The organism is Streptomyces sp. NPDC044003, from assembly GCF_056435185.1.
Genome location: NZ_JBWKFA010000009.1, coordinates 257,475 through 275,364, shown reverse-complemented (window position 1 = coordinate 275,364; position 17,890 = coordinate 257,475). Strand labels below are relative to the sequence as shown.

The 17,890-nt window shown below is 71.9% G+C and carries 19 protein-coding genes and 1 pseudogene; 9 read left to right on the top strand and 11 right to left on the bottom strand.

The genetic code is table 11. The features are described from left to right. Positions 1 to 66 precede the first annotated feature (66 nt). Positions 67 to 675, bottom strand: a complete 609-nt coding sequence (locus AC07AW_RS31455) for an HAD family hydrolase (protein WP_478818855.1) — start codon at positions 673 to 675, stop codon at positions 67 to 69. A gap of 126 nt (positions 676 to 801) precedes the next feature. On the opposite strand from AC07AW_RS31455, the gene AC07AW_RS31450 reads away from it, so the two are divergent. Next, a complete protein-coding gene (locus tag AC07AW_RS31450) occupies positions 802 to 1,704 on the top strand; it encodes an NAD-dependent protein deacetylase (protein ID WP_478818854.1) in 903 nt (300 codons plus the stop codon). 289 nt (positions 1,705 to 1,993) lie between these two features. Next, entirely contained in the window at positions 1,994 to 2,542 is a 549-nt protein-coding gene (locus AC07AW_RS31445; RefSeq protein ID WP_478818853.1) for a GNAT family N-acetyltransferase, read from the top strand. Positions 2,543 to 2,578: 36 nt separating this feature from the next. On the opposite strand, the gene AC07AW_RS31440 is transcribed toward AC07AW_RS31445, so the two are convergent. Together AC07AW_RS31440 and AC07AW_RS31435 are read right to left on the bottom strand one after the other, a co-directional pair. Continuing rightward, on the bottom strand, positions 2,579 to 3,388 hold the full coding sequence (locus tag AC07AW_RS31440) for an alpha/beta fold hydrolase (protein ID WP_478818852.1): 810 nt from the start codon (positions 3,386 to 3,388) through the stop codon (positions 2,579 to 2,581). 100 nt (positions 3,389 to 3,488) lie between these two features. Then, positions 3,489 to 4,357, bottom strand: a pseudogene (locus AC07AW_RS31435) (RNA polymerase sigma-70 factor). Positions 4,358 to 4,565: 208 nt separating this feature from the next. On the opposite strand from AC07AW_RS31435, the gene AC07AW_RS31430 reads away from it, so the two are divergent. Continuing rightward, positions 4,566 to 5,045 (top strand): carboxymuconolactone decarboxylase family protein, encoded by a 480-nt coding sequence (locus tag AC07AW_RS31430; RefSeq protein WP_478818851.1) that lies wholly within the window; start codon positions 4,566 to 4,568, stop codon positions 5,043 to 5,045. 64 nt (positions 5,046 to 5,109) lie between these two features. On the opposite strand, the gene AC07AW_RS31425 is transcribed toward AC07AW_RS31430, so the two are convergent. From AC07AW_RS31425 to AC07AW_RS31405, 5 genes are read right to left on the bottom strand one after another with little or no spacing between them, the layout of a single operon-like run. Continuing rightward, positions 5,110 to 5,793, bottom strand: a complete 684-nt coding sequence (locus tag AC07AW_RS31425; protein ID WP_478818850.1) for an HAD family hydrolase — start codon at positions 5,791 to 5,793, stop codon at positions 5,110 to 5,112. Next, entirely contained in the window at positions 5,790 to 6,875 is a 1,086-nt protein-coding gene (locus tag AC07AW_RS31420; RefSeq protein ID WP_478818849.1) for an ABC transporter ATP-binding protein, read from the bottom strand. Before AC07AW_RS31420 ends, AC07AW_RS31425 begins: the two co-directional genes overlap by 4 nt. A 3-nt stretch (positions 6,876 to 6,878) precedes the next feature. Further along, a complete protein-coding gene (locus AC07AW_RS31415) occupies positions 6,879 to 7,802 on the bottom strand; it encodes an ABC transporter permease (RefSeq protein ID WP_478818848.1) in 924 nt (307 codons plus the stop codon). After that, positions 7,790 to 8,683, bottom strand: coding sequence for an ABC transporter permease (locus AC07AW_RS31410; RefSeq protein WP_478818847.1), 894 nt, complete (start codon positions 8,681 to 8,683; stop codon positions 7,790 to 7,792). The genes AC07AW_RS31415 and AC07AW_RS31410 overlap by 13 nt, the downstream gene beginning before the upstream one ends. Beyond that, positions 8,683 to 9,801 (bottom strand): ABC transporter substrate-binding protein, encoded by a 1,119-nt coding sequence (locus tag AC07AW_RS31405; protein WP_478818936.1) that lies wholly within the window; start codon positions 9,799 to 9,801, stop codon positions 8,683 to 8,685. The genes AC07AW_RS31410 and AC07AW_RS31405 overlap by 1 nt, the downstream gene beginning before the upstream one ends. 303 nt (positions 9,802 to 10,104) lie before the next feature. Here AC07AW_RS31405 and AC07AW_RS31400 point away from each other — a divergent pair, with 303 nt between their 5' ends. The 5 genes from AC07AW_RS31400 (at position 10,105) to AC07AW_RS31380 (ending at position 13,757) form a co-directional block, all read left to right on the top strand. After that, positions 10,105 to 10,866, top strand: coding sequence for a GntR family transcriptional regulator (locus AC07AW_RS31400; protein WP_478818846.1), 762 nt, complete (start codon positions 10,105 to 10,107; stop codon positions 10,864 to 10,866). Positions 10,867 to 10,966: 100 nt separating this feature from the next. After that, entirely contained in the window at positions 10,967 to 11,350 is a 384-nt protein-coding gene (locus AC07AW_RS31395) for a VOC family protein (protein WP_478818845.1), read from the top strand. A gap of 111 nt (positions 11,351 to 11,461) precedes the next feature. Continuing rightward, the gene (locus tag AC07AW_RS31390) at positions 11,462 to 11,989 is read left to right on the top strand and encodes an NUDIX hydrolase family protein (protein ID WP_478818935.1); all 528 of its coding nucleotides are present in this window, start codon (positions 11,462 to 11,464) and stop codon (positions 11,987 to 11,989) included. An 88-nt stretch (positions 11,990 to 12,077) separates the two neighbouring features. Next, positions 12,078 to 12,746, top strand: a complete 669-nt coding sequence (locus AC07AW_RS31385) for a HEAT repeat domain-containing protein (protein WP_478818844.1) — start codon at positions 12,078 to 12,080, stop codon at positions 12,744 to 12,746. A 6-nt stretch (positions 12,747 to 12,752) separates the two neighbouring features. Continuing rightward, positions 12,753 to 13,757: a HEAT repeat domain-containing protein gene (locus tag AC07AW_RS31380; protein ID WP_478818843.1), complete on the top strand. Its 1,005-nt coding sequence runs from the start codon at positions 12,753 to 12,755 to the stop codon at positions 13,755 to 13,757. A gap of 104 nt (positions 13,758 to 13,861) precedes the next feature. Here the strand turns inward: AC07AW_RS31380 and AC07AW_RS31375 are convergent, their stop codons facing one another. The 3 genes from AC07AW_RS31375 to AC07AW_RS31365 form a co-directional block, all read right to left on the bottom strand. Continuing rightward, complete coding sequence (locus AC07AW_RS31375) at positions 13,862 to 14,368, bottom strand: dihydrofolate reductase (RefSeq protein ID WP_478818842.1); 507 nt, start codon at positions 14,366 to 14,368, stop codon at positions 13,862 to 13,864. A 35-nt stretch (positions 14,369 to 14,403) separates the two neighbouring features. Beyond that, complete coding sequence (locus AC07AW_RS31370) at positions 14,404 to 15,201, bottom strand: thymidylate synthase (RefSeq protein WP_478818841.1); 798 nt, start codon at positions 15,199 to 15,201, stop codon at positions 14,404 to 14,406. A 62-nt stretch (positions 15,202 to 15,263) separates the two neighbouring features. Continuing rightward, the gene (locus tag AC07AW_RS31365; protein ID WP_478818840.1) at positions 15,264 to 16,211 is read right to left on the bottom strand and encodes a nitrilase-related carbon-nitrogen hydrolase; all 948 of its coding nucleotides are present in this window, start codon (positions 16,209 to 16,211) and stop codon (positions 15,264 to 15,266) included. 98 nt (positions 16,212 to 16,309) lie between these two features. On the opposite strand from AC07AW_RS31365, the gene AC07AW_RS31360 reads away from it, so the two are divergent. After that, complete coding sequence (locus tag AC07AW_RS31360) at positions 16,310 to 17,860, top strand: serine hydrolase (RefSeq protein ID WP_478818839.1); 1,551 nt, start codon at positions 16,310 to 16,312, stop codon at positions 17,858 to 17,860. The last annotated feature ends 30 nt before the right edge of the window (positions 17,861 to 17,890 follow it).

The window sequence follows — 17,890 nt, the reverse complement described above, 5'->3', positions numbered from 1 at the left end:
GGCGAAGACTCGCCATTCTGCGAAGACTCGTCATTCCGCGAAGACTCGCCATTCGGCGAGGGCTCGTCATTCGGCGTCGAGATGCGCTGCGATGCGTGAAATGGTCCGGGCGTTGTCCTCGAACAGATGGGCCTGCATGCCCGCCGCCCGGGCCGCCTTCACGTTGACCGCGACATCATCGATGAAGAGGCAGTGCTCCGGCCGCACGTCCAGACTGGTGCACGCCGCCTCGAAGGCGAGCGGGTCGGGCTTCTCGACGCCGATCTCGTGCGAGTAGACGATCCGCTCGACCAGTTGGTCGAAGTGATAGAGCGCCGTCTCCCGCTCACGGGCGCCGACGAAGCTGTTGCTCAGGATGCCCAGCCGGCAGCGCCCGCGCAGTTCTCGCACATAGTCGATCAGCTCGTTGTTCGGAGTCCCCAGGTACTCGGTCCAGAGATCGTCCATGAACTCCTCGACCTGGGGACCGTCGAGCAGCAGACGTGCCGCCACCTGCTCGTGCACATGGCGCTCGCTGATGCTCCCGACGCTGCCAGCCTGCCACACATCACGCATCCGCCGGTTCACGGTGCCGGGCGGCAGTGCCAGCCGGTCTTCCCACCGTTTCACCCATCCCGTCTCCGGCGTGAGCTCCAGCACGCCACCGATATCGAGAATCACGCAGGTCTCGGACATACGCACCCCCCTCTTCCTCCCGGCCCACTCTCTCCGCTCCCTCCAGGCCGTGGTCAAGCGATCTCCGCAGCCTGTGACACCCCTGTCGCAATCGCGGACCAGGTGGCGGTTCCGTACCCTGGCGGCATGCGCATGCGCCCCACTCTGAGCTGGATCCCCGACGAGGACCTGCCACCGGGTACGACGGACCTGGGGCCGGTCGCGGAGGCGCTGGGGACCGGCGGTGTGCTGGTGCTCAGCGGCGCGGGGATCTCCACGGAGTCCGGCATCCCCGACTACCGGGGCGAGGGCGGAAGCCTCAGCCGGCACACCCCGATGACCTACCAGGACTTCACCGGCAGTGCCCAGGCCCGGCGTCGGTACTGGGCGCGCAGTCACCTCGGCTGGCGCACCTTCGGGCGCGCCCGGCCCAATGCGGGGCACCGGGCCGTCGCCGCCTTCGCGCGGAGCGGCCTGCTCTCCGGGGTGATCACCCAGAACGTCGACGGCCTGCACCAGGCCGCCGGCAGCGGAGAGGTCGTGGAGCTCCACGGCAGCCTGGGCCGGGTCGTCTGCCTGTCCTGCGGCACGTACAGTCCGCGCCGCGAGCTCGCCCGGCGGCTGGAGGAGGCCAACGCGGGCTTCGAGCCGGTGGCGGCCGGCATCAATCCGGACGGTGACGCCGACCTCACCGACGCACAGGTCGCGGACTTCCGCGTGCTGCCCTGCGCGAACTGCGGCGGCATCCTCAAACCCGACGTGGTGTTCTTCGGCGAGGCCGTCCCGCCGCAGCGGGTCGAGCACTGCCGCAGGCTGGTCGGCGAGGCCGCGTCGCTGCTGGTCCTCGGCTCCTCACTCACGGTGATGTCCGGCCTGCGGTTCGTCCGCCAAGCGGCGCAGGCCGGGATCCCGGTACTGATCATCAACCGGGACCCGACCCGCGGCGACCGGCACGCCCTCGCCCGGATCGCGCTCCCCCTCGGGGCGGCCCTCACCACCCTCGCCGAGCGGCTGGGCGCGCCCGTCGGCGAGCAGGCCGGGCTCGACTGAAGCCCCGGTCGTGGCGGGGTGGCGCTGTCGGCTACCGGCGCTGGAGCCAGTACACGCACCACGTCACGGCCGCGGAGCCGGCGGCCGGTAGCCCGTGGCGCGCTACCTCGCCCAGGCCGAACTGACTGACGACGCCGCCCTGTTCACGCGCCTGGCCGGCGTCCGGCAGGGGTTCAGGAGCGCCTTGAGGCAGGAGCAGAACAAGCACGCGCAGAAGGTCTTCTCCTGCACGTTCTGGAGGAAGGGCCCCCACGGTTGACCCCCTCCGGACAGGGCTTAGCGTTGGCCCATGCTCACGCCGACGCCACGGGTCGAACTCCACCCGCTCACCCTCTCCGACCAGGACGAGTTCTGCGCGCTCGTGCGGGCCAGCGCCGAGCTGCACCATCCGTGGATGCAGCTGCCCGCGACCGGGGAGGACTTCCGGGCCTGGATGCACCGCTTCGACGACGGGAGCAACCTGGGCTTCCTGATCCGTGTCCGGGAGACCGGCGCGGTGGCCGGCACGGTCAACATCAACTCGATCATCCGGGGCCGCTACCAGGGGGCGTCCATCGGCTACGCGGCCTTCGCCCCGTCCGCGGGGTCCGGCTACATGACCGAAGGAATCGCCCTCGCCCTCCGGTACGCCTTCACCGACCTGCGGCTCCACCGGGTGGAGGCCTGCATCCAGCCGGCGAACAAGGCGTCCTTGGCCCTGGTGCAGCGGCTGGACTTCCGCTTCGAAGGGGTTTCGCCGGCCTACCTCTTCATCGACGGGGAGTGGCGGGACCACGAACGCTGGGCCGTCACCGCCCCCACCCCGTGGACCCCCGACCCGTCCCTTCCCGAGGTCTGACGGGACGTCCGGCCCGCGCGGACCAGTAGCCCGTCCTCAGGTACGGTCGGCCATGAAGGCCGTCAGGTCGCGCAGTACGCGCTCCGGGTCCTCCCAGTACGCGATGTGGCCCACGCCCTCGTAGACGAGGAGCCGGGAGTCGGGGATCGTGTCGAGGATCGTCTGCTGGTCCTCTCGGGTCAGGATGGGGTCCTGGTCGCCCCAGACGACCAGGGTGGGGACGAGGATGCCCGCCAGAGTGGCCCGCAGGTCGGTCTCCAGAAGGCCGCGCAGGGTCTCGCGCCAGACGTGGGCCGGGGCCTTGAGGGTTTCGTCGACCTGGGTCTGCAGGAAGCCGCGCCCCATGGGGGTTGCTGTCAGGCCGTCCAAGAGGCTCGCCGCGACCGCCGGGTCCACGGGATCCTTCACCCCCCTCACGGCTTCCCAGAATTCGGCCGCCTTCGGCTTGTCCGCGAGGGTGGCCGGGACGCCGAGCAGGACGAGGCCCGCCACGCGGTCCGGCCGACGGCCCGCGACGATCCGGGCGGCCACCCCACCGCTCGATCCGCCGACCAGGACCGCCCGCTCCAGACCCACGCGGTCCATGAACGCGACCAGGTCCTCGGCGAAGTCCTCCGGCAGGTAGCCCTCGGGCGGTTTGTCGGCGTCGCCGTGGCCACGCTGGGTGGGAGCGTACGCGTGCAGGCCGGCGGGCATGCGGCGCAGCAACGGCTCGAAGGTCCACCAGGAGTCCAGGTAGCCGTGCACCAGGACGAGCGGTACGCCCCCTGGCCGGCCGGCCTCCGCGTACGGAAGCGTCGGGCGCCCCTCCCCCAGTTCGGCGCTGTGCACGGCGACGGCGGCCATCGCGGCCCTCCTCACCTCTCCTTCCTCCAGCATAGGAAGGAGAGGTACGGGGGGACAGTCGGGGCATCTCGGGTCATGTCGGGGCATGTCGGACCGGGGCTCAGCGGGTGAGCGCGGTCTCCCGCTCCAGGTGCGCCAGCTTCTCCGGGTTGCGCACGGCGTACAGACCGGTGATCAGGCCCTCGTCGATCCGCATCGCCATGACCGTGTCGATCTCGCCGCCGATGCGGACGATCAGCGCCGGGTCGCCGTTGACCCGTGCCGGCTGGAGCGCCGTCGTGGCCGCGATCCGGCGCAGGACGCCCGCCACCCGCTCGGCCCCCACGACGGGCTCCAGCGCGGCCCGTACGACTCCGCCGCCGTCGGTCAGCAGGACGACGTCCGGCGCCAGGACGTCGAGCAGCCGCTGCAGGTCACCCGTCTCGACCGCCCGGCGGAACGCGTCGACCGTACGCCGGGTCTCCGCGGCGGAGGCGACCCCACGCGGACGGCGCGCGGCGACGTGGGCCCGTGCCCGGTGGGCGATCTGGCGGACCGCCGCCGGGGTCTTGTCGACGGCCTCGGCGATCTCCTCGTACGCCAGCTCGAAGACCTCGCGCAGGACGAACACGGCCCGCTCGGCCGGGCCCAGGGTCTCCAGGACGAGCAGCATCGCCATCGAGACGCTGTCGGCCAGCTCGGCGTCCTCCGCCACGTCCGGCGCGGTGAGCAGCAGCTCGGGCAGCCAGGGGCCGAGGTAGGACTCCTTGCGGCGGCCGAGGGTGCGCAGATGGGTCAGCGCCTGGCGCGTGGTGATCCGGACCAGGTACGCACGCCGGTCCCGTACGGTGCCGGGGTCGACGCGCGCCCACCGCAGCCAGGTGTCTCCTGCAGGACGTCCTCGGCGTCGGCGGCCGAGCCGAGCAGCTCGTAGGCGACGGTGAAGAGCAGATTGCGGTGGGCGACGAACGCCCCGGTGACATCGCGCATCGCGTCGTTCTTCGTCGGGTCGTTCATCTCCGGCTCCTGCCCGTTCGCTGTCCCGTGCGTCGTGCACGAGACGCCGGCCGCTGCCGTTCTGTGACACCCGGGGCCGGTGACCCACGCCACAGCACCGGGCCGTCACAGGGGCCGGGACGCCGGCGTCTTGTGTTCGCCCGATGGGGCGGCCATCAACACCACGAGTGAGGACGACGTCATGGAACCCCGTTTCAACCTCTTCGACAGCCCGACCGCCGCGAAGGTCGCCAAGCGCTTCTCCACCACCTCGCTGGCCCTGGAGGAGTCCACTCTGCCGAGGTCCCTGCGGGAGCTGGTGCAGCTGCGGGTGAGCCAGATCAACGGCTGCGGATTCTGCCTGGACGCCCACGCCAAGGAGGCCGCGGCCGAGGGTGAGTCCGCGGTCCGGCTCAGCCTGGTCGCCACCTGGCGCCACAGCACCGTGTTCACCGAGGCGGAGCGGGCCGCGCTGGCGCTCGCCGAGGAGGGCACCCGGCTCGGCGACCACGGCGTGTCCGACGAGACCTGGGCCGCGGTGCGCAAGCACTACGACGACGACCAGATCGGCGCCCTGGTCTGCCTGGTCTCGCTGATCAACGCGGCCACCCGGATGAACGTGATCGTGCACAACCCGGGCGGCTCGTACGAGCCCGGGATGTTCGCCCGTACGTCCGCCTGACCGGCGGGAAGGAGCGCGGGCCCGTCCCTTCCGGAGACGGGCCCGCGCTGCACGAAGGAGCAGTTCAGGCCCGGGTCGCAGCCCGGTCCCGGACATGGCGGCGCAGGCCGTCGAGTGACACGTCCGCCAGGCTGTCCGCGAACACCCGGCCGGGGCCGCGGGGCACCGGCAGCATGGAGGGGACCACGAGGACCGTGCAGCCGGCGGCGTCGGCCGAGGCCGCTCCGTCGGGCGAGTCCTCGACGGCCACGCACGCCGCCGTCGGGACGCCGAGCCGCTGGGCGGCCGTGCGGTACGGGTCGGGGTGCGGCTTGGTGCGGGCGGTGTCGTCGGCGGAGAGCGTGAGGGCGAAGGGGACGTGCGCGAGCGCGCCGCCGACGACCGAGTCGACCACCGAGCGGGGTGAAGCGCTGACCAGCGCGAACGGCATCCCCGCCTGTTCCAGTTCGGCGAGGAGCCGGTCCGCTCCGGGGCGCATCGGCGCGCCCTCGTCGACGCGCTGCTGGAAGGCGGTGGTCAGCGCCGTCACGACGCCGTGCGGGTCGGGCGCGGCGGTGGCTCGTACGAGGTGGGCGGCGGTGTCCTCGACGGCGCGTCCGACGACCTCGGGCGCGTCGGTGTCCGTGAGGCGGTGTCCGAGACGGGCGGCGACCTCCTCCGTCGCCTGCCACCAGAGGACCTCGGTGTCGACGAGGGTGCCGTCCATGTCGAAGAGGACGGCGGCCAGGTCGGTGGAGCTTCCGCTCACCGCTCCGTCCTCGGCACGACGAGGGCGGGGTGCGGGGCGAGGCCGACGGTGGCGCGGGTCCCCGGGGTCAGTTCGCCGGCGTCGCGCGACGGGAGGTCCGCCTTGACCGTCGTACCGCGGTGGTCGAGGTGGACCCGGGTGACGGAGCCGAAGAAGGAGGTGGAGACGACGACGGCCTCGCCGTCGGTGTCGGCGGTCACGGTGACGTTCTCGGGGCGGACGAGCACCTCGACGTCGCGGGTGTCGGGGACGTCTCCGTCGACGGGGAGCCTGCTGCCCGCGGCCTCCACGAGGCCGGAGTCGGTGAGGCGGCCCGGCAGGCGGTTCATGGTGCCGACGAACTCGGCGACGAAGGCGGTCGCCGGCCGGCGGTACAGCTCGGCGGGGGCCGCGCACTGCTCCAGCCTGCCCGCGCTGAGGACGGCGACGCGGTCCGCCATGGACAGCGCCTCCTCCTGGTCGTGGGTGACGAACACGGTGGTGATGCCGAGGGAGAGCTGGAGCCGGCGGATCTCCTCGCGCAGGCTGAGCCGGACCTTGGCGTCGAGGGCGGAGAGGGGTTCGTCCAGGAGCAGGACGCGGGGGCGCAGGGCGAGGGCCCGGGCGAGGGCCACGCGCTGCTGCTGTCCGCCGGACATCTGGTGCGGGTAGCGGTCGCCGTGTTCGGGCAGGCCGACGAGGTCGAGGAGTTCGGCCGCGCGGGCGTGGCGCTCGGCCGCCTTGGTCTTGCGGACGCGGAGGCCGAAGGCGACGTTGTCGCGGGCGGTGAGGTTGGGGAAGAGGCTGTACGACTGGAAGACCATGCCGGCGTCGCGGCGGTTGGCCGGGACGTGGGTGATGTCCTGCCCGTCCACGAGGACCTCGCCGGAGTCGGGGCGTTCGAAGCCGGCGAGGACGCGCAGGGCGGTGGTCTTGCCGCAGCCCGACGGGCCCAGGAGCGCGAGGAGTTCGCCGGGCTCGACGGTGAGGTCGAGGCCGTCGAGGGCGACGGTGGTGCCGAAGGCGCGGCGCAGGCCGCGGAATTCGACGCGGGCCCCGGTGGCGGCGGTGGACTCCGTCCGTTCCGCTGTGGCAGAGGTCATGGGTCAGGACTCCTTGCGGGAGGTGCGGGGGGCTCCGGGCGTGCCGGCCTGGGCGGTTCCGGCCCGGGACAGGACGAGGAGCAGCGCCCAGGTGATGAGGAGGCTCAGGAGGGAGACGGCCACCGACATGCGGGCCTGGGCGCCGGAGATGGAGACGATCCAGACGGCGAAGGGCCGGAAGCCGAGGATCGAGGCGATGGTGAACTCGCCGAGGACCAGGGCCAGGGTGAGGAAGGCGGCGCCGGCGAGCGAGGAGCGCAGGTTGGGCAGGATCACCCGGAGCATGACGTACGGCCAGGAGGCGCCGCAGTTGCGGGCGGCCTCGACGAGGGTGGGGACGTCGACGGCGCGCAGTCCAGCGTCGAGGGAGCGGTACACGAACGGCAGGGCCATGACGGTGTACGCGAGGACCAGGACGAAGGGGAAGTCCTCGTTCTGGACGGCGAGGAACGTCTGGTAGAGCGGGGTCCGTGACAGGTGGTCCGGGCCCCAGCGCAGTACGGTGCTGATGCCGGTGACGAGTGCGATCGGCGGCACGACGAGCGGCAGCATGCACATCACCTCGACGACCGGTCGCAGGCGTGGCGCGCCGAGCCGGACGGCCACCAGGGCGGGCACGGCGAGCAGCAGGGCGAGTGCGATGGTGGCGGCGGCGAGACCGAGGGAGAGCAGCAGGCTCTCGGTGAACCCGTCGGCGGAGAGCAGTGCGGTGTACGCCTCGAAGGAGACGCCCTGTCCTGGGGTGTGCACGGTGAAGACGAACGAGGCGATCAGCGGGACGAGGAAGTACGCGCCGCCGAGGCCGAGGACGAGGCCGCGCCACAGGCGGGGGCGGCGCCGGGTCCGTACGGGGGTGGTGGGCCGGGCCGCCGCCCGCGCCGCGGACTCCGGGGTGGTGTCCGGGGCGGTGGGGGTCATCGCAGCCATCGGGCGCTCCTGCGCTGGAGGGGGAGGTAGACCGCCATGACCAGGCCGGCGATCAGGATCATGTCGAGACCGAGGGCGAGGGCCACGTTCTCCTGGCCGACCAGGACGTTGCCGGAGAGGGCGTCCGCGATCTTCAGGGTGACCAGCGGGACGGAGCCGCCGACGAGGGCCGCGGCGGTGGCGTGGGCGGCGAAGGCGCTGCCGAAGAGCAGCACGAACCCGCCGAGCAGCGAGGGCGCGAGGACGGGGATGCCGACGTGGCGCCAGTACTGCCATCCGCCGGCGCCCGCGTTCTGCGCGGCCTCCCGCCACTGGGGGCGCAGGCCGTCGAGGGCGGGCAGGATCACCAGGACCATGAGGGGGATGAGGAAGTACAGGTAGACGACGGCGAGGCCGCCGAAGGAGTACAGGTTCCAGCCGAGGCTGGTCAGGTCGGCGAGCTGGGTGACCACGCCGGAGATGCCGACGGTCGCGATGAACGCGAACGCGAGGGGGACGCCGCCGAAGTTGGCGAGGACCCCGGAGGCGGTGAGGACGGCGCTGCGCAGGGCCTGGGACCGGGAGGTGACGACGGCCTGGGCGATGAGGACGCCGAGGACCGAGCCGATCAGGGCGGTGAGCGCGGAGAGTTGCAGGCTGCCGAGGAGGGAGCCGAGGTAGGGGCCCCGGAGCGAGCGGCTCAGGTGCTCGCCGGTGAGGGCGGTGGTGCCGGTGGCCGGATCGGTGCGGGTGACGGCGCCGTACAGGAGGGCGCCGAGGGGCAGTCCGAAGGCGAGGGCCGTGAAGGCGATCAGGGGGAGGGCGGCGAGCCAGGTACGGGGGCCGCGCCGCCGGCGGCGGCTGCCGCCGGCGGTTCCCGTGGTGGGGGTGGCTGAGGACATCAGGAGAGGGCCTTGTCCCACTTCTCGGCGAGGGTGGCCTTGGCCTTGTCGAGCTCGGCGGAGGCCGGGAAGGCGGGGGTGCCGTCGACCTTGGGGAGCTTGGCGACGAAGGTCTTGTCGGCGGTGCCGTCGGCGGTCATGGCCGGGAGCAGGACCGGGCGGGCGTAGCCCTTGAGCCAGAGGTTCTGGCCCTCGGTGCTGTAGAGGAACTCCATCCACAGGCGGGCGGCGGCGGGGTGCGGGGCGTCCTTGCTGACGGCCTGGGAGTAGAACTGCGCGTACACGCCGTCGGTGGGGACGGCGACCTGCCAGTCGACGCCCTTGCCCTTGAACTGGTCGGCGTAGCCGGCGTTGAGGTAGTCCCAGTCGATGCTGATGGGCGTCTCGCCCTTCTCGACGGTGGCCGGGGTGGACTCGACGGGGATGAAGTTGCCGCTCTTCTTCAGGGTGCCGAAGAAGTCGATGCCGGGCTGGATGTCGGCGAAGGAGCCCTTGCTGGCGAGGGCGGCCGCGTACACGCCGCCGAAGGCGGAGCCGGACTTGGTCGGGTTGCCGTTGAGGGCGACCTTGCCCTTGTACTCGGGCTTGAGGAGGTCGGCGAAGGTCTTCGGGCAGTTCGGGATCCGCTTGGCGTCGCAGCCGATGGAGACGTAGCCGCCGTAGTCGTTGTACCAGCGGCCGTCCGTGTCCTTCTGGGCGGCGGGGATCTTGTCCCAGGCCTCGACCTTGTACGGGGCGAACAGGCCCTCCTCGGCGCCGCTGCGGGCGAAGGCGATGCCCAGGTCGAGGACGTCGGGGGCGCGCTTCTGGCCCTTGCGGGACTTGACGGCGGCGATCTCGTCTGCGCTGGAGGCGTCCGGGTTCTCGCTCTCGACCTTGATGCCGTACTTCGTCTCGAACGCCTTGATCAGCTCGCCGTAGTTGGCCCAGTCCGGCGGCAGCGCGATGACGTGCAGCGCACCCTCCTGCTTCGCCGCCTTGACGAGGGCGTCCATGCCTCCGAAGTCCTTGGCCGACGCCGCCTTGGCCGACTTCGCGCCCTCGCCCGCGGCGCCGGCCGCGCCCTCGGGAGCGGCACCACAGGCGGTGACGGTGGTCAGGACGACGGCGCCGAGCAGGACTGCGGCGCCGCGGACGGGGGTTCTGCGCACGGGTTTCTCCCAGAAGCGAGTGGAGCGACTGAAGCGAGTGACGGAACTTGTCTGAACAAGCCGCCCCTAGTTCGCCCGCGCCTCCTGTCCGGAAAGTGAACGGGACATGGCGAAATCCAGACGCCTCCCGGAAGAGCCGGTTGTGGTGAACCACAGCTGGCCCGGGTGGACTTGAGGTGAACCGACAAGGCCTTTCCAGGTCAGTTCGCCGGGTTAGGGTGGCCGCCGGGACAGCACACCCCGTGACCGGGTGCGCACAGTCAAGGACGAGTGGGGGGCATTGTGACGGCGCTGTACGTGGAGATCGCGGAGGAACTCCGCCGCTCGATCCTCAACGGCGAGTACGCCGTCGGCGCCCGCCTGCCGTCCGAGAGCGACCTCGCCGACCGCTGGTCCGCGTCACGCGGCACGGTCCGCCAGGCCGTCGCCCTGCTCACCTCGGAAGGCATCATCGGCTCGCGCCAGGGCGCCCGCCGCATCGTGCTCCGCCGGGAGCGCCGGCACAGCTTCGCCGAGCTCCACAGCTTCGCCCAGTGGGCACGGACGATGGGCTACCGATCGGCGAGCCGCTTCCTCCACCGCGAGCGGCGCCCGGCCACCCCGGAGGAGGCGCGCCGGCTGGCCCTCCCGGACGGGGCCGGGGTCCTCGACGTCCTGCGCCTGCGCTGTCTGGACGACGAGCCGGTGATGCTGGAACGCACGGCGTACGCGGAGTGGGTCGCGCCCACCGTCGAGTCCCTGCCCGTCGACTGCGCCTCGATCATGGACAGCATGGCCGAGGACGCGGGGATCGTCGCCCACTACGGCGAGCACCTCATCGACGCGGTCCCCGCCGGGAGCGACGACGCCCGCCTGCTCCGTGTCCGCCGGGGCAGCCCGCTCCTGCGCCAGCGGCACCTCACGAGCAACCAGGACGGCCGCCCCATCGAGTGGACCGAGGACCGCTACCGCGCGGGGAGCGTCACGTTCAACGTGAGCAACTCGGTGGGCACGGCGCCGCTGGTCCGGGACCCCGGCTCGCTGCTGATGTGACGACAGATGCGTCACGAGGAATCTTCGGGGCGTTCAACCAGCATCCGGATGTGGCGATATGACGGCGCGTCACGACGGCTCGGCACGTACACTCGCCGGCATGGCATCCCGCATCAGTGAGCTGATCCTCGACTGCGCCGATCCCGAGCGGCTCGCCGTCTTCTGGAGCGAGGTCCTCGACTACGTCGAGGTCGGCCGCGAGGACGACGGCAGCATCGAGATCGGGCCGGCCGGCATCGGGTTCGGCGGCGCGCAGCCCACGCTCATCCTCAGCCCCAGCAGTGAGCCGCGGACCGGGAAGCTCCGTCTGCACATCGATGTCAACGCCACCGACCGCGACCAGGACGCCGAGCTGGAGCGGCTGCTCGCGCTCGGCGCCAAGCCCGTCGACGTCGGCCAGAGCGGCGCCGAGAACTGGCACGTCCTGGCCGATCCGGAAGGCAACGAGTTCTGTCTCCTGCACCAGAGGCTCAAGCCGCTCTGACCGCCCCGCGGCAGCGACCGACAGCACTCCCGTTCCCACTCCCACCCGGCCGGCGGACACGCGGCCTGGGCCGAAGCTCCGCCCGGAAAGTATGATCAAGCGATGTCCGACATGACTGAGACCACGCCCGGCTGGCTGACCACGGACGAACTGGACACCGCCAGGTCCCGGATGCCGATCCTGTACGTCGAGGCCGTCCCCGTGCGCGTGGACGACAGCGGCGAAGTCACCAGCATCGGGCTGCTTCTGCGGATCGGCTCCGAGGGAACGATCAGCCGCACCCTGGTGTCCGGCCGGGTGATGCACCACGAGCGGGTCCGTGACGCGCTGCTGCGTCACCTGGAGAAGGACCTCGGGCCCGTGGCCCTGCCCCGCGTCCCCGCGTCCCTGCAGCCCTTCACCGTCGCCGAGTACTTCCCCACCGCCGGCATCACGCCCTTCCACGACCCGCGCCAGCACGCCGTGTCCCTGGCGTACATCGTCCCGGTCGCCGGCGACTGCCGCCCGCGGCAGGACGCCCTCGACCTGGTGTGGTTCAGCCCGCAGGAAGCGGCCTCCCCGGCCGTGCAGAACGAGATGCCGGGCGGCCAGGGACACCTCCTCAAGCAGGCCCTCGCCCACGTCGGACACACCTACTGAACCCCGCTCCCCCGCAGGGCCGCCCCCGCGACACCGTTTGACCTTGACACGGTGACAAGGTCTTCACTGTGGCCGAGGAGGTGGTCCCATGACCATGGCGAACGAGGCCACGAACATGATGAGGGCTCTGCGGGGGCTCGGGAGCGACAGCCCGTCGGTGCGGCTGCGGGCCGCGCTCGCGGTGGGCACGGCGCCGGACCCGCGGTGCGTCGACGAGCTCGTCGGGCGCTGCGCGATCGAGCCGGATTTCCAGGTACGCGAAATGCTCACGTGGGCGCTCACCCGCCACGCGTCGGCGCTGACGCTCCCCCGGCTCCTCGGCGAGCTCCGCTCGGAGCTGTCCCAGGCGCGGAGCCAGGCCCTGCACACCCTGTCCAAGATCGGGGACCCGAGCGCCTGGCCGGCGATCACACGGGAGCTCATGACCGACCCGGACGACGAGGTGGCGCGGAGCGCCTGGCGGGCGGCGGTCGTGCTCGTGCCCGAGGGCGCCGAGTCCGAGCCGGCCGGAGTGCTCGCGACCCAGCTCGGGCGGGGTGGGCGCGAGACGCAGCTGAGCCTCAGCCGGGCGCTGATCGCGCTCGGCGAGGCGATGACGCCGGTCCTGCGCGCCGCGAAGTCGGACCCCCGCCCTCATGTACGTCAGCACGCGATCGCGACGGAGAAGCTGTCGCGCGACCCGGACGCCGGGTTCGACTTCGCGATCGAGGAGGCGCAGCGGATCGTGCTGCTCGGCCCGTCGGGCCAGGAGGAGTGACCGTCGGTGTTGATCGGTGATGTGGCGAAGCACTCCGGGGTCAGTGCCCGCATGCTCAGGCATTACGAGGCGCTCGGCCTGGTACGGCCGACGGGCCGTACGAGCGGCGGCTACCGGGAGTACTCGGAGGCGGACATCCGGCGCATCTTCCACATCGAGAGCCTGCGGTCCCTGGGGCTTTCGCTGCGCGAGGTCGGGCGCGCGCTCGACGAACCCGGCTTCGCGCCCTCGGAGCTCGTCGACGACCTGATCCGCCAGACGCGCGAGCGCATCGCGGCCGAGACGGAGCTGCTCACACGGCTGCGCCGGATCGGTTCCGCGGAGCCCGCGGGCTGGCAGGACGTCCTCCAGGTCGTCGCCCTGCTCCAGGCGCTGGGCTCGAAGAGCCCGGGGACGCGCCAGCGCGCCGCCCTGTCCTCGACGGAGGAGGCCCCGGTGCCGGTGGAAGCGCTGGTCGAGGCGGCGCTGAGCGAGGCGGACCCGGTCGTCGCGGGAGCCCTCCGCTGGGCCCTCGCCCGCTCGGGCGAGGGCGGGCTGCCGCTCCTCGCCCGCGGCCTCGGCTCACCGGTGGCCGAGGTCCGGAGGCGCGCCGTCCAGTCCGTCGCCGAGATCCCGGGCGACGAGGCGACCGGCCTGCTGCGGGAGTCCCTCGCGGACCCCGACGTCGGGGTGCGGAGGTACGCCGCCCTGGAGCTGGGGACACGCGGCGTGGCCGACGCGGTCCCCACGCTCGTCGACATGATCGCCGAGGAGGCGAACGACGTCGACGCGGCCGACGCGCTGGGCGGGCTCGCGCGCCGTCCCGCGCTCGCGGACCGGATCACCGGCCTGCTGGTCGAGCGCCTGGCCCACGGCGCGACGCAGGCGTCCGAGCGTCGGCGCCTTGCGCAGGCCCTCGCGGACATCCCGGGAGACGCCGCGTCGCGGGCGCTGACAGAGCTGTCCCAGGACGAGGACCGGGCGGTCGCGCTGACCGCGACGTACGTCCTGGGAAGGCGCGAGGCGCGCTGACGGACGCGGCCGGCCGGTTACGGGCTACCGGCTACCGGCTACGGCCACGGCCACGGCCACGGCCACGTCTACGGCTACGGCTACGGCTACGGCTACGGCTACGGCTACGGCCGGGTGTACCGGCGGATGCGGTAGCGCAGGCCGGTCGTGGAGTCCTGCCAGTCGGTGTCCTCCGCGACCTGCCAGTCGGCCTCGACGGTCGGGGCGTACGTGTCGCCGTCGATCGCGGTGTCCACCTCCGTCACCGAGAGTGTCCGGGCGTGGGGCAGGGCGGCGCGGTAGATCTCGCCACCTCCCATGACCCAGGCGACGGCCTCGTCGGCCGGCTCCGGCGACCCCGCTGCCAGGGCGAGGGCCGCTTCGATGGATCCGGCGCGCTCCGCGCCCTCGGCCGCCCACTGCGCGTCCCGGGTCACGACGATGTTCCGCCGGCCCACCAGGGGACGGAAACGGGCGGGCAGCGAGTCCCAGGTCTTGCGTCCCATGATCACGGGATGGCCCAGGGTGGTCGCCTTGAAGTGCGCCATGTCCTCGGGAAGCCGCCACGGGATCGTGTTGTCGGCGCCGATCACGCCGTCCGGGGTCTGCGCCCAGATGAGACCGATGTTCACACCCGTACTCGTCCTACTCGTCCTGCTCGTGCTGCTCATACGGCGACCGGAGCCTTGATCGCCGGGTGGTGCTGGTAGCCCACGATCTCGACGTCGGAGTACGCGTAGTCGAACAGCGAGTCGGCCTTGTGCAGCTTCAGCTCGGGGAACTCGTACGGCGTGCGGCCGAGCTGCTCGGTCACCTGCTCCACGTGGTTGTCGTAGATGTGGCAGTCGCCGCCGGTCCAGATGAAGTCGCCCGGCTCCAGGCCCGTCTGCTGCGCCACCATGTGGGTGAGCAGGGCGTAGCTGGCGATGTTGAACGGCACGCCGAGGAACAGGTCCGCGCTGCGCTGGTACAGCTGGCAGGAGAGCTTGCCGTCGGCGACGTAGAACTGGAAGAAGGCGTGGCAGGGGGCCAGCGCCATCCGGTCGAGTTCGGCGACGTTCCACGCGGACACGATCATGCGCCGGGAGTCCGGGTCGCTGCGCAGCGTGTCGAGGACCTGGCTGATCTGGTCGATGTGCCGGCCGTCGGGCGTGGGCCAGGAGCGCCACTGCACGCCGTAGACGGGCCCGAGCTCGCCCTTGTCGTCGGCCCACTCGTCCCAGATGGAGACGCCGTTCTCCTGGAGCCAGCCGACGTTCGAGTCGCCGCGGAGGAACCACAGCAGCTCGTACACGATGGACTTGAGGTGCACCTTCTTGGTGGTGACCAGCGGGAATCCCTGCGAGAGATCGTAGCGGAGCTGGTGCCCGAAGATGCTCCGGGTGCCTGTGCCCGTCCGGTCGGCCTTGGCCGTTCCCGAGGTGAGCACCGTCTTCAACAAGTCTTCGTACTGGGTATCCGCCACGGTCGCCGAGTCTACCGCCGGCCACGGGGCGATCTCGACGGCGGTCGGGCGCATCCCACCCATTACCCGCTGGTCACGGTGGTGCGGGCAGTCTCGTCGACGTGGAGGGTGAAGACGTCGGGGCGGGCGTAGTGGCCGGTGGTGTCGAGGTCGAAGCGGGCGCGCGCGAGCTCGTCGAGGTCGAGCTCGGCGGTCAGGATGCCCTCGCCGTCGCGCAGCGGCCCGGCGAGGACCTCGCCCAGCGGGGAGACGATGACCGAGCCGCCGCCGATCAGTACGGTGTCGGGCTCGTCGCCCTGGACGGGGTGGAGGTCGTCCGGCAGTCCGTCGCGGCGCAGGTACTGGCAGGCGGCGAGGACGAAGCAGCGGCCCTCCAGGGCGATGTGCCGCATGGTGGCCTGCCAGGCGTCGCGGTCGTCGACGGTCGGCGCGCACCACAGGTCGACGCCTTTGGCATACATCGTGGTGCGCAGGAGCGGCATGTAGTTCTCCCAGCAGATGGCCGCGCCGATGCGGCCGGTGCCCGTGTCGACGACGGGCAGGGTGGAACCGTCTCCCTGGCCCCACAGGAAGCGCTCGGCGGCGGTGGGCATGAGCTTGCGGTGAAGGCCGAGGTAGCCGTCGGGGCCGAAGAAGAGCGCGACGCAGTACAGGGTGCCGCCCTGGCGTTCGACCGCGCCGATCACGGCGTGGCAGCCGAGTTCCCGGGTGACGGCGGCGAGCGTCTCGGTCTCCGGGCCGGGGATCTCGACGGCGGCGGCGTGGTAGCGGCGGAAGAGGTCACGGCCCGCGGGGCTGCGGCTGCCGACCGTGATGCCGAAGTCCAGTCCCTTGGGGTAGCCGCCGATGAACGCCTCGGGGAGGACGACGACTTCGGCGCCCCGGGCGGCTGCCTCGCGGACGAGTTCCTCGGCCCGGGCCACCGCGGCCGGGGTGTCGAAGAGCGGGGCCGCCGCCTGGGCGACGGCGACGGTCACGGTGCGGCGGGGCCCGTCAGAGGTCGGAGTCATGTTCCGACGCTAGGAACACCGCCGCTGATCGGCAAGCACGCCGCCCCAGGGGCCGGGCAGCGCGCGACAGACGTCGGGGGAGGACTTTGAATGGAGATATGAGCACCGTTCGATGGCTTGCCGCGGCAGGACTGGCGGCGGCGCTTATAGGCGCCGCAGCCCCCAGCCCTACGCCGCCTCCCCCGCAACCCCCGCCCCAGCTCGACGACGCCGATGTGCAGCGCGCCGTCGACCAGCTCGACGGAGTCGTCAAGGACGCCATGCAACGCACCGGCGTGCCGGGCGTCGCCGTCGGCGTCGTCCACGACGGCAAGGTGATCCACCTGAAGGGGTACGGCATACGGAAGGTCGGCGAGAGTGCCGCCATCGACGCCGACACCGTGTTCCAGCTGGCCTCCGTGTCGAAACCGGTCGCCTCCACCGTGATGGCCGGAGCCATTGGCGTCGACGGCTGGGCCGAGCCGGTCGCCCCGAACGTGCCGGGCTTCGCGCTGAAGGATCCGTGGGTCACCTCCCACGTGACGGCCGCCGACCTGTTCGCGCACCGCAGCGGCCTCCCTGACCACTCGGGTGACCTGCTCGAAGACCTGGGCTACGACCGCTCGTACATCCTGTCTCATCTGCGGTACGAGCCCCTCACCCCCTTCCGTGCCAGCTACGCGTACACCAACTTCGGCCTCACGGCCGCCGCTCAGGCGGTCGCCAACGAGAAGGGTGTGTCCTGGGAGAAGCTCTCCGACGACACGCTCTACAAGCCGGCCGGCATGAACTCCACCAGTTCTCGCTTCGACGACTTCGCGAAGGCCACCGACCGGGCCTGGGGCCACGCCAAGGTCGACGGCGCCTGGAAGGCCGAGTACGTGCGGAATCCGGACGCCCAGTCCCCCGCCGGCGGAGTCAGCTCCAGCGCCCGTGACATGACCACGTGGCTGAAGCTTCAACTCGCCAACGGCAAGCTCGATGGTCAGCAGATCATCGACGCCGAGGCCCTGGAGCGCACCCACTGGCCCGAGTCGGTCTCGAGCCCGCCGCACGCCCCGGCCGGCCGGACCGGCTTCTACGGCCTGGGCTGGAACGTGAGTTACGACGACGAGGGCCGGCTCAGGCTCTCGCACACCGGAGGGTTCGAGCTGGGCGCACACACCAACGTGACGATGCTGCCCGGCGAGCAGCTCGGCATCGTCGTCCTGACCAACGCCTCACCGGTCGGCGTCGCCGACGCGGTCGCGCTCGACTTCTTCGACATCGCGCAGACGGGCAAGGTCAGCCGTGACTGGATCCCCCTCGTGGACGCGGTGTACCAGCAGCAGACGGACGCCCTCCGGTCGAAGACCGACTACGCCCACCCGCCGTCCGGCGCCACGCCCGCGCAGGCCGCCGAGACGTACGCGGGCACGTTCGGGAACTCCTACTACGGCCGCGCGAAGGTCGTCGTCGCCACGGACGGCACCCTGACGCTCCAACTGGGGCCGAAGCCGCAGTCGTACCGGCTCACGCACTACGACGGCAATACGTTCAGCTTCCCGACGGCCGGCGAGAACGCCGTGGGCCTCACCGGGGTCACCTTCACCCCGGACGGAAAGTCGTTCACCGTCGAATACCTGAACCACGAGGGCCTGGGCACGTTCACCCGCGTCAACGGCACATGAGGCCGACGCGGCTCACGTGCTGCCCCCTCC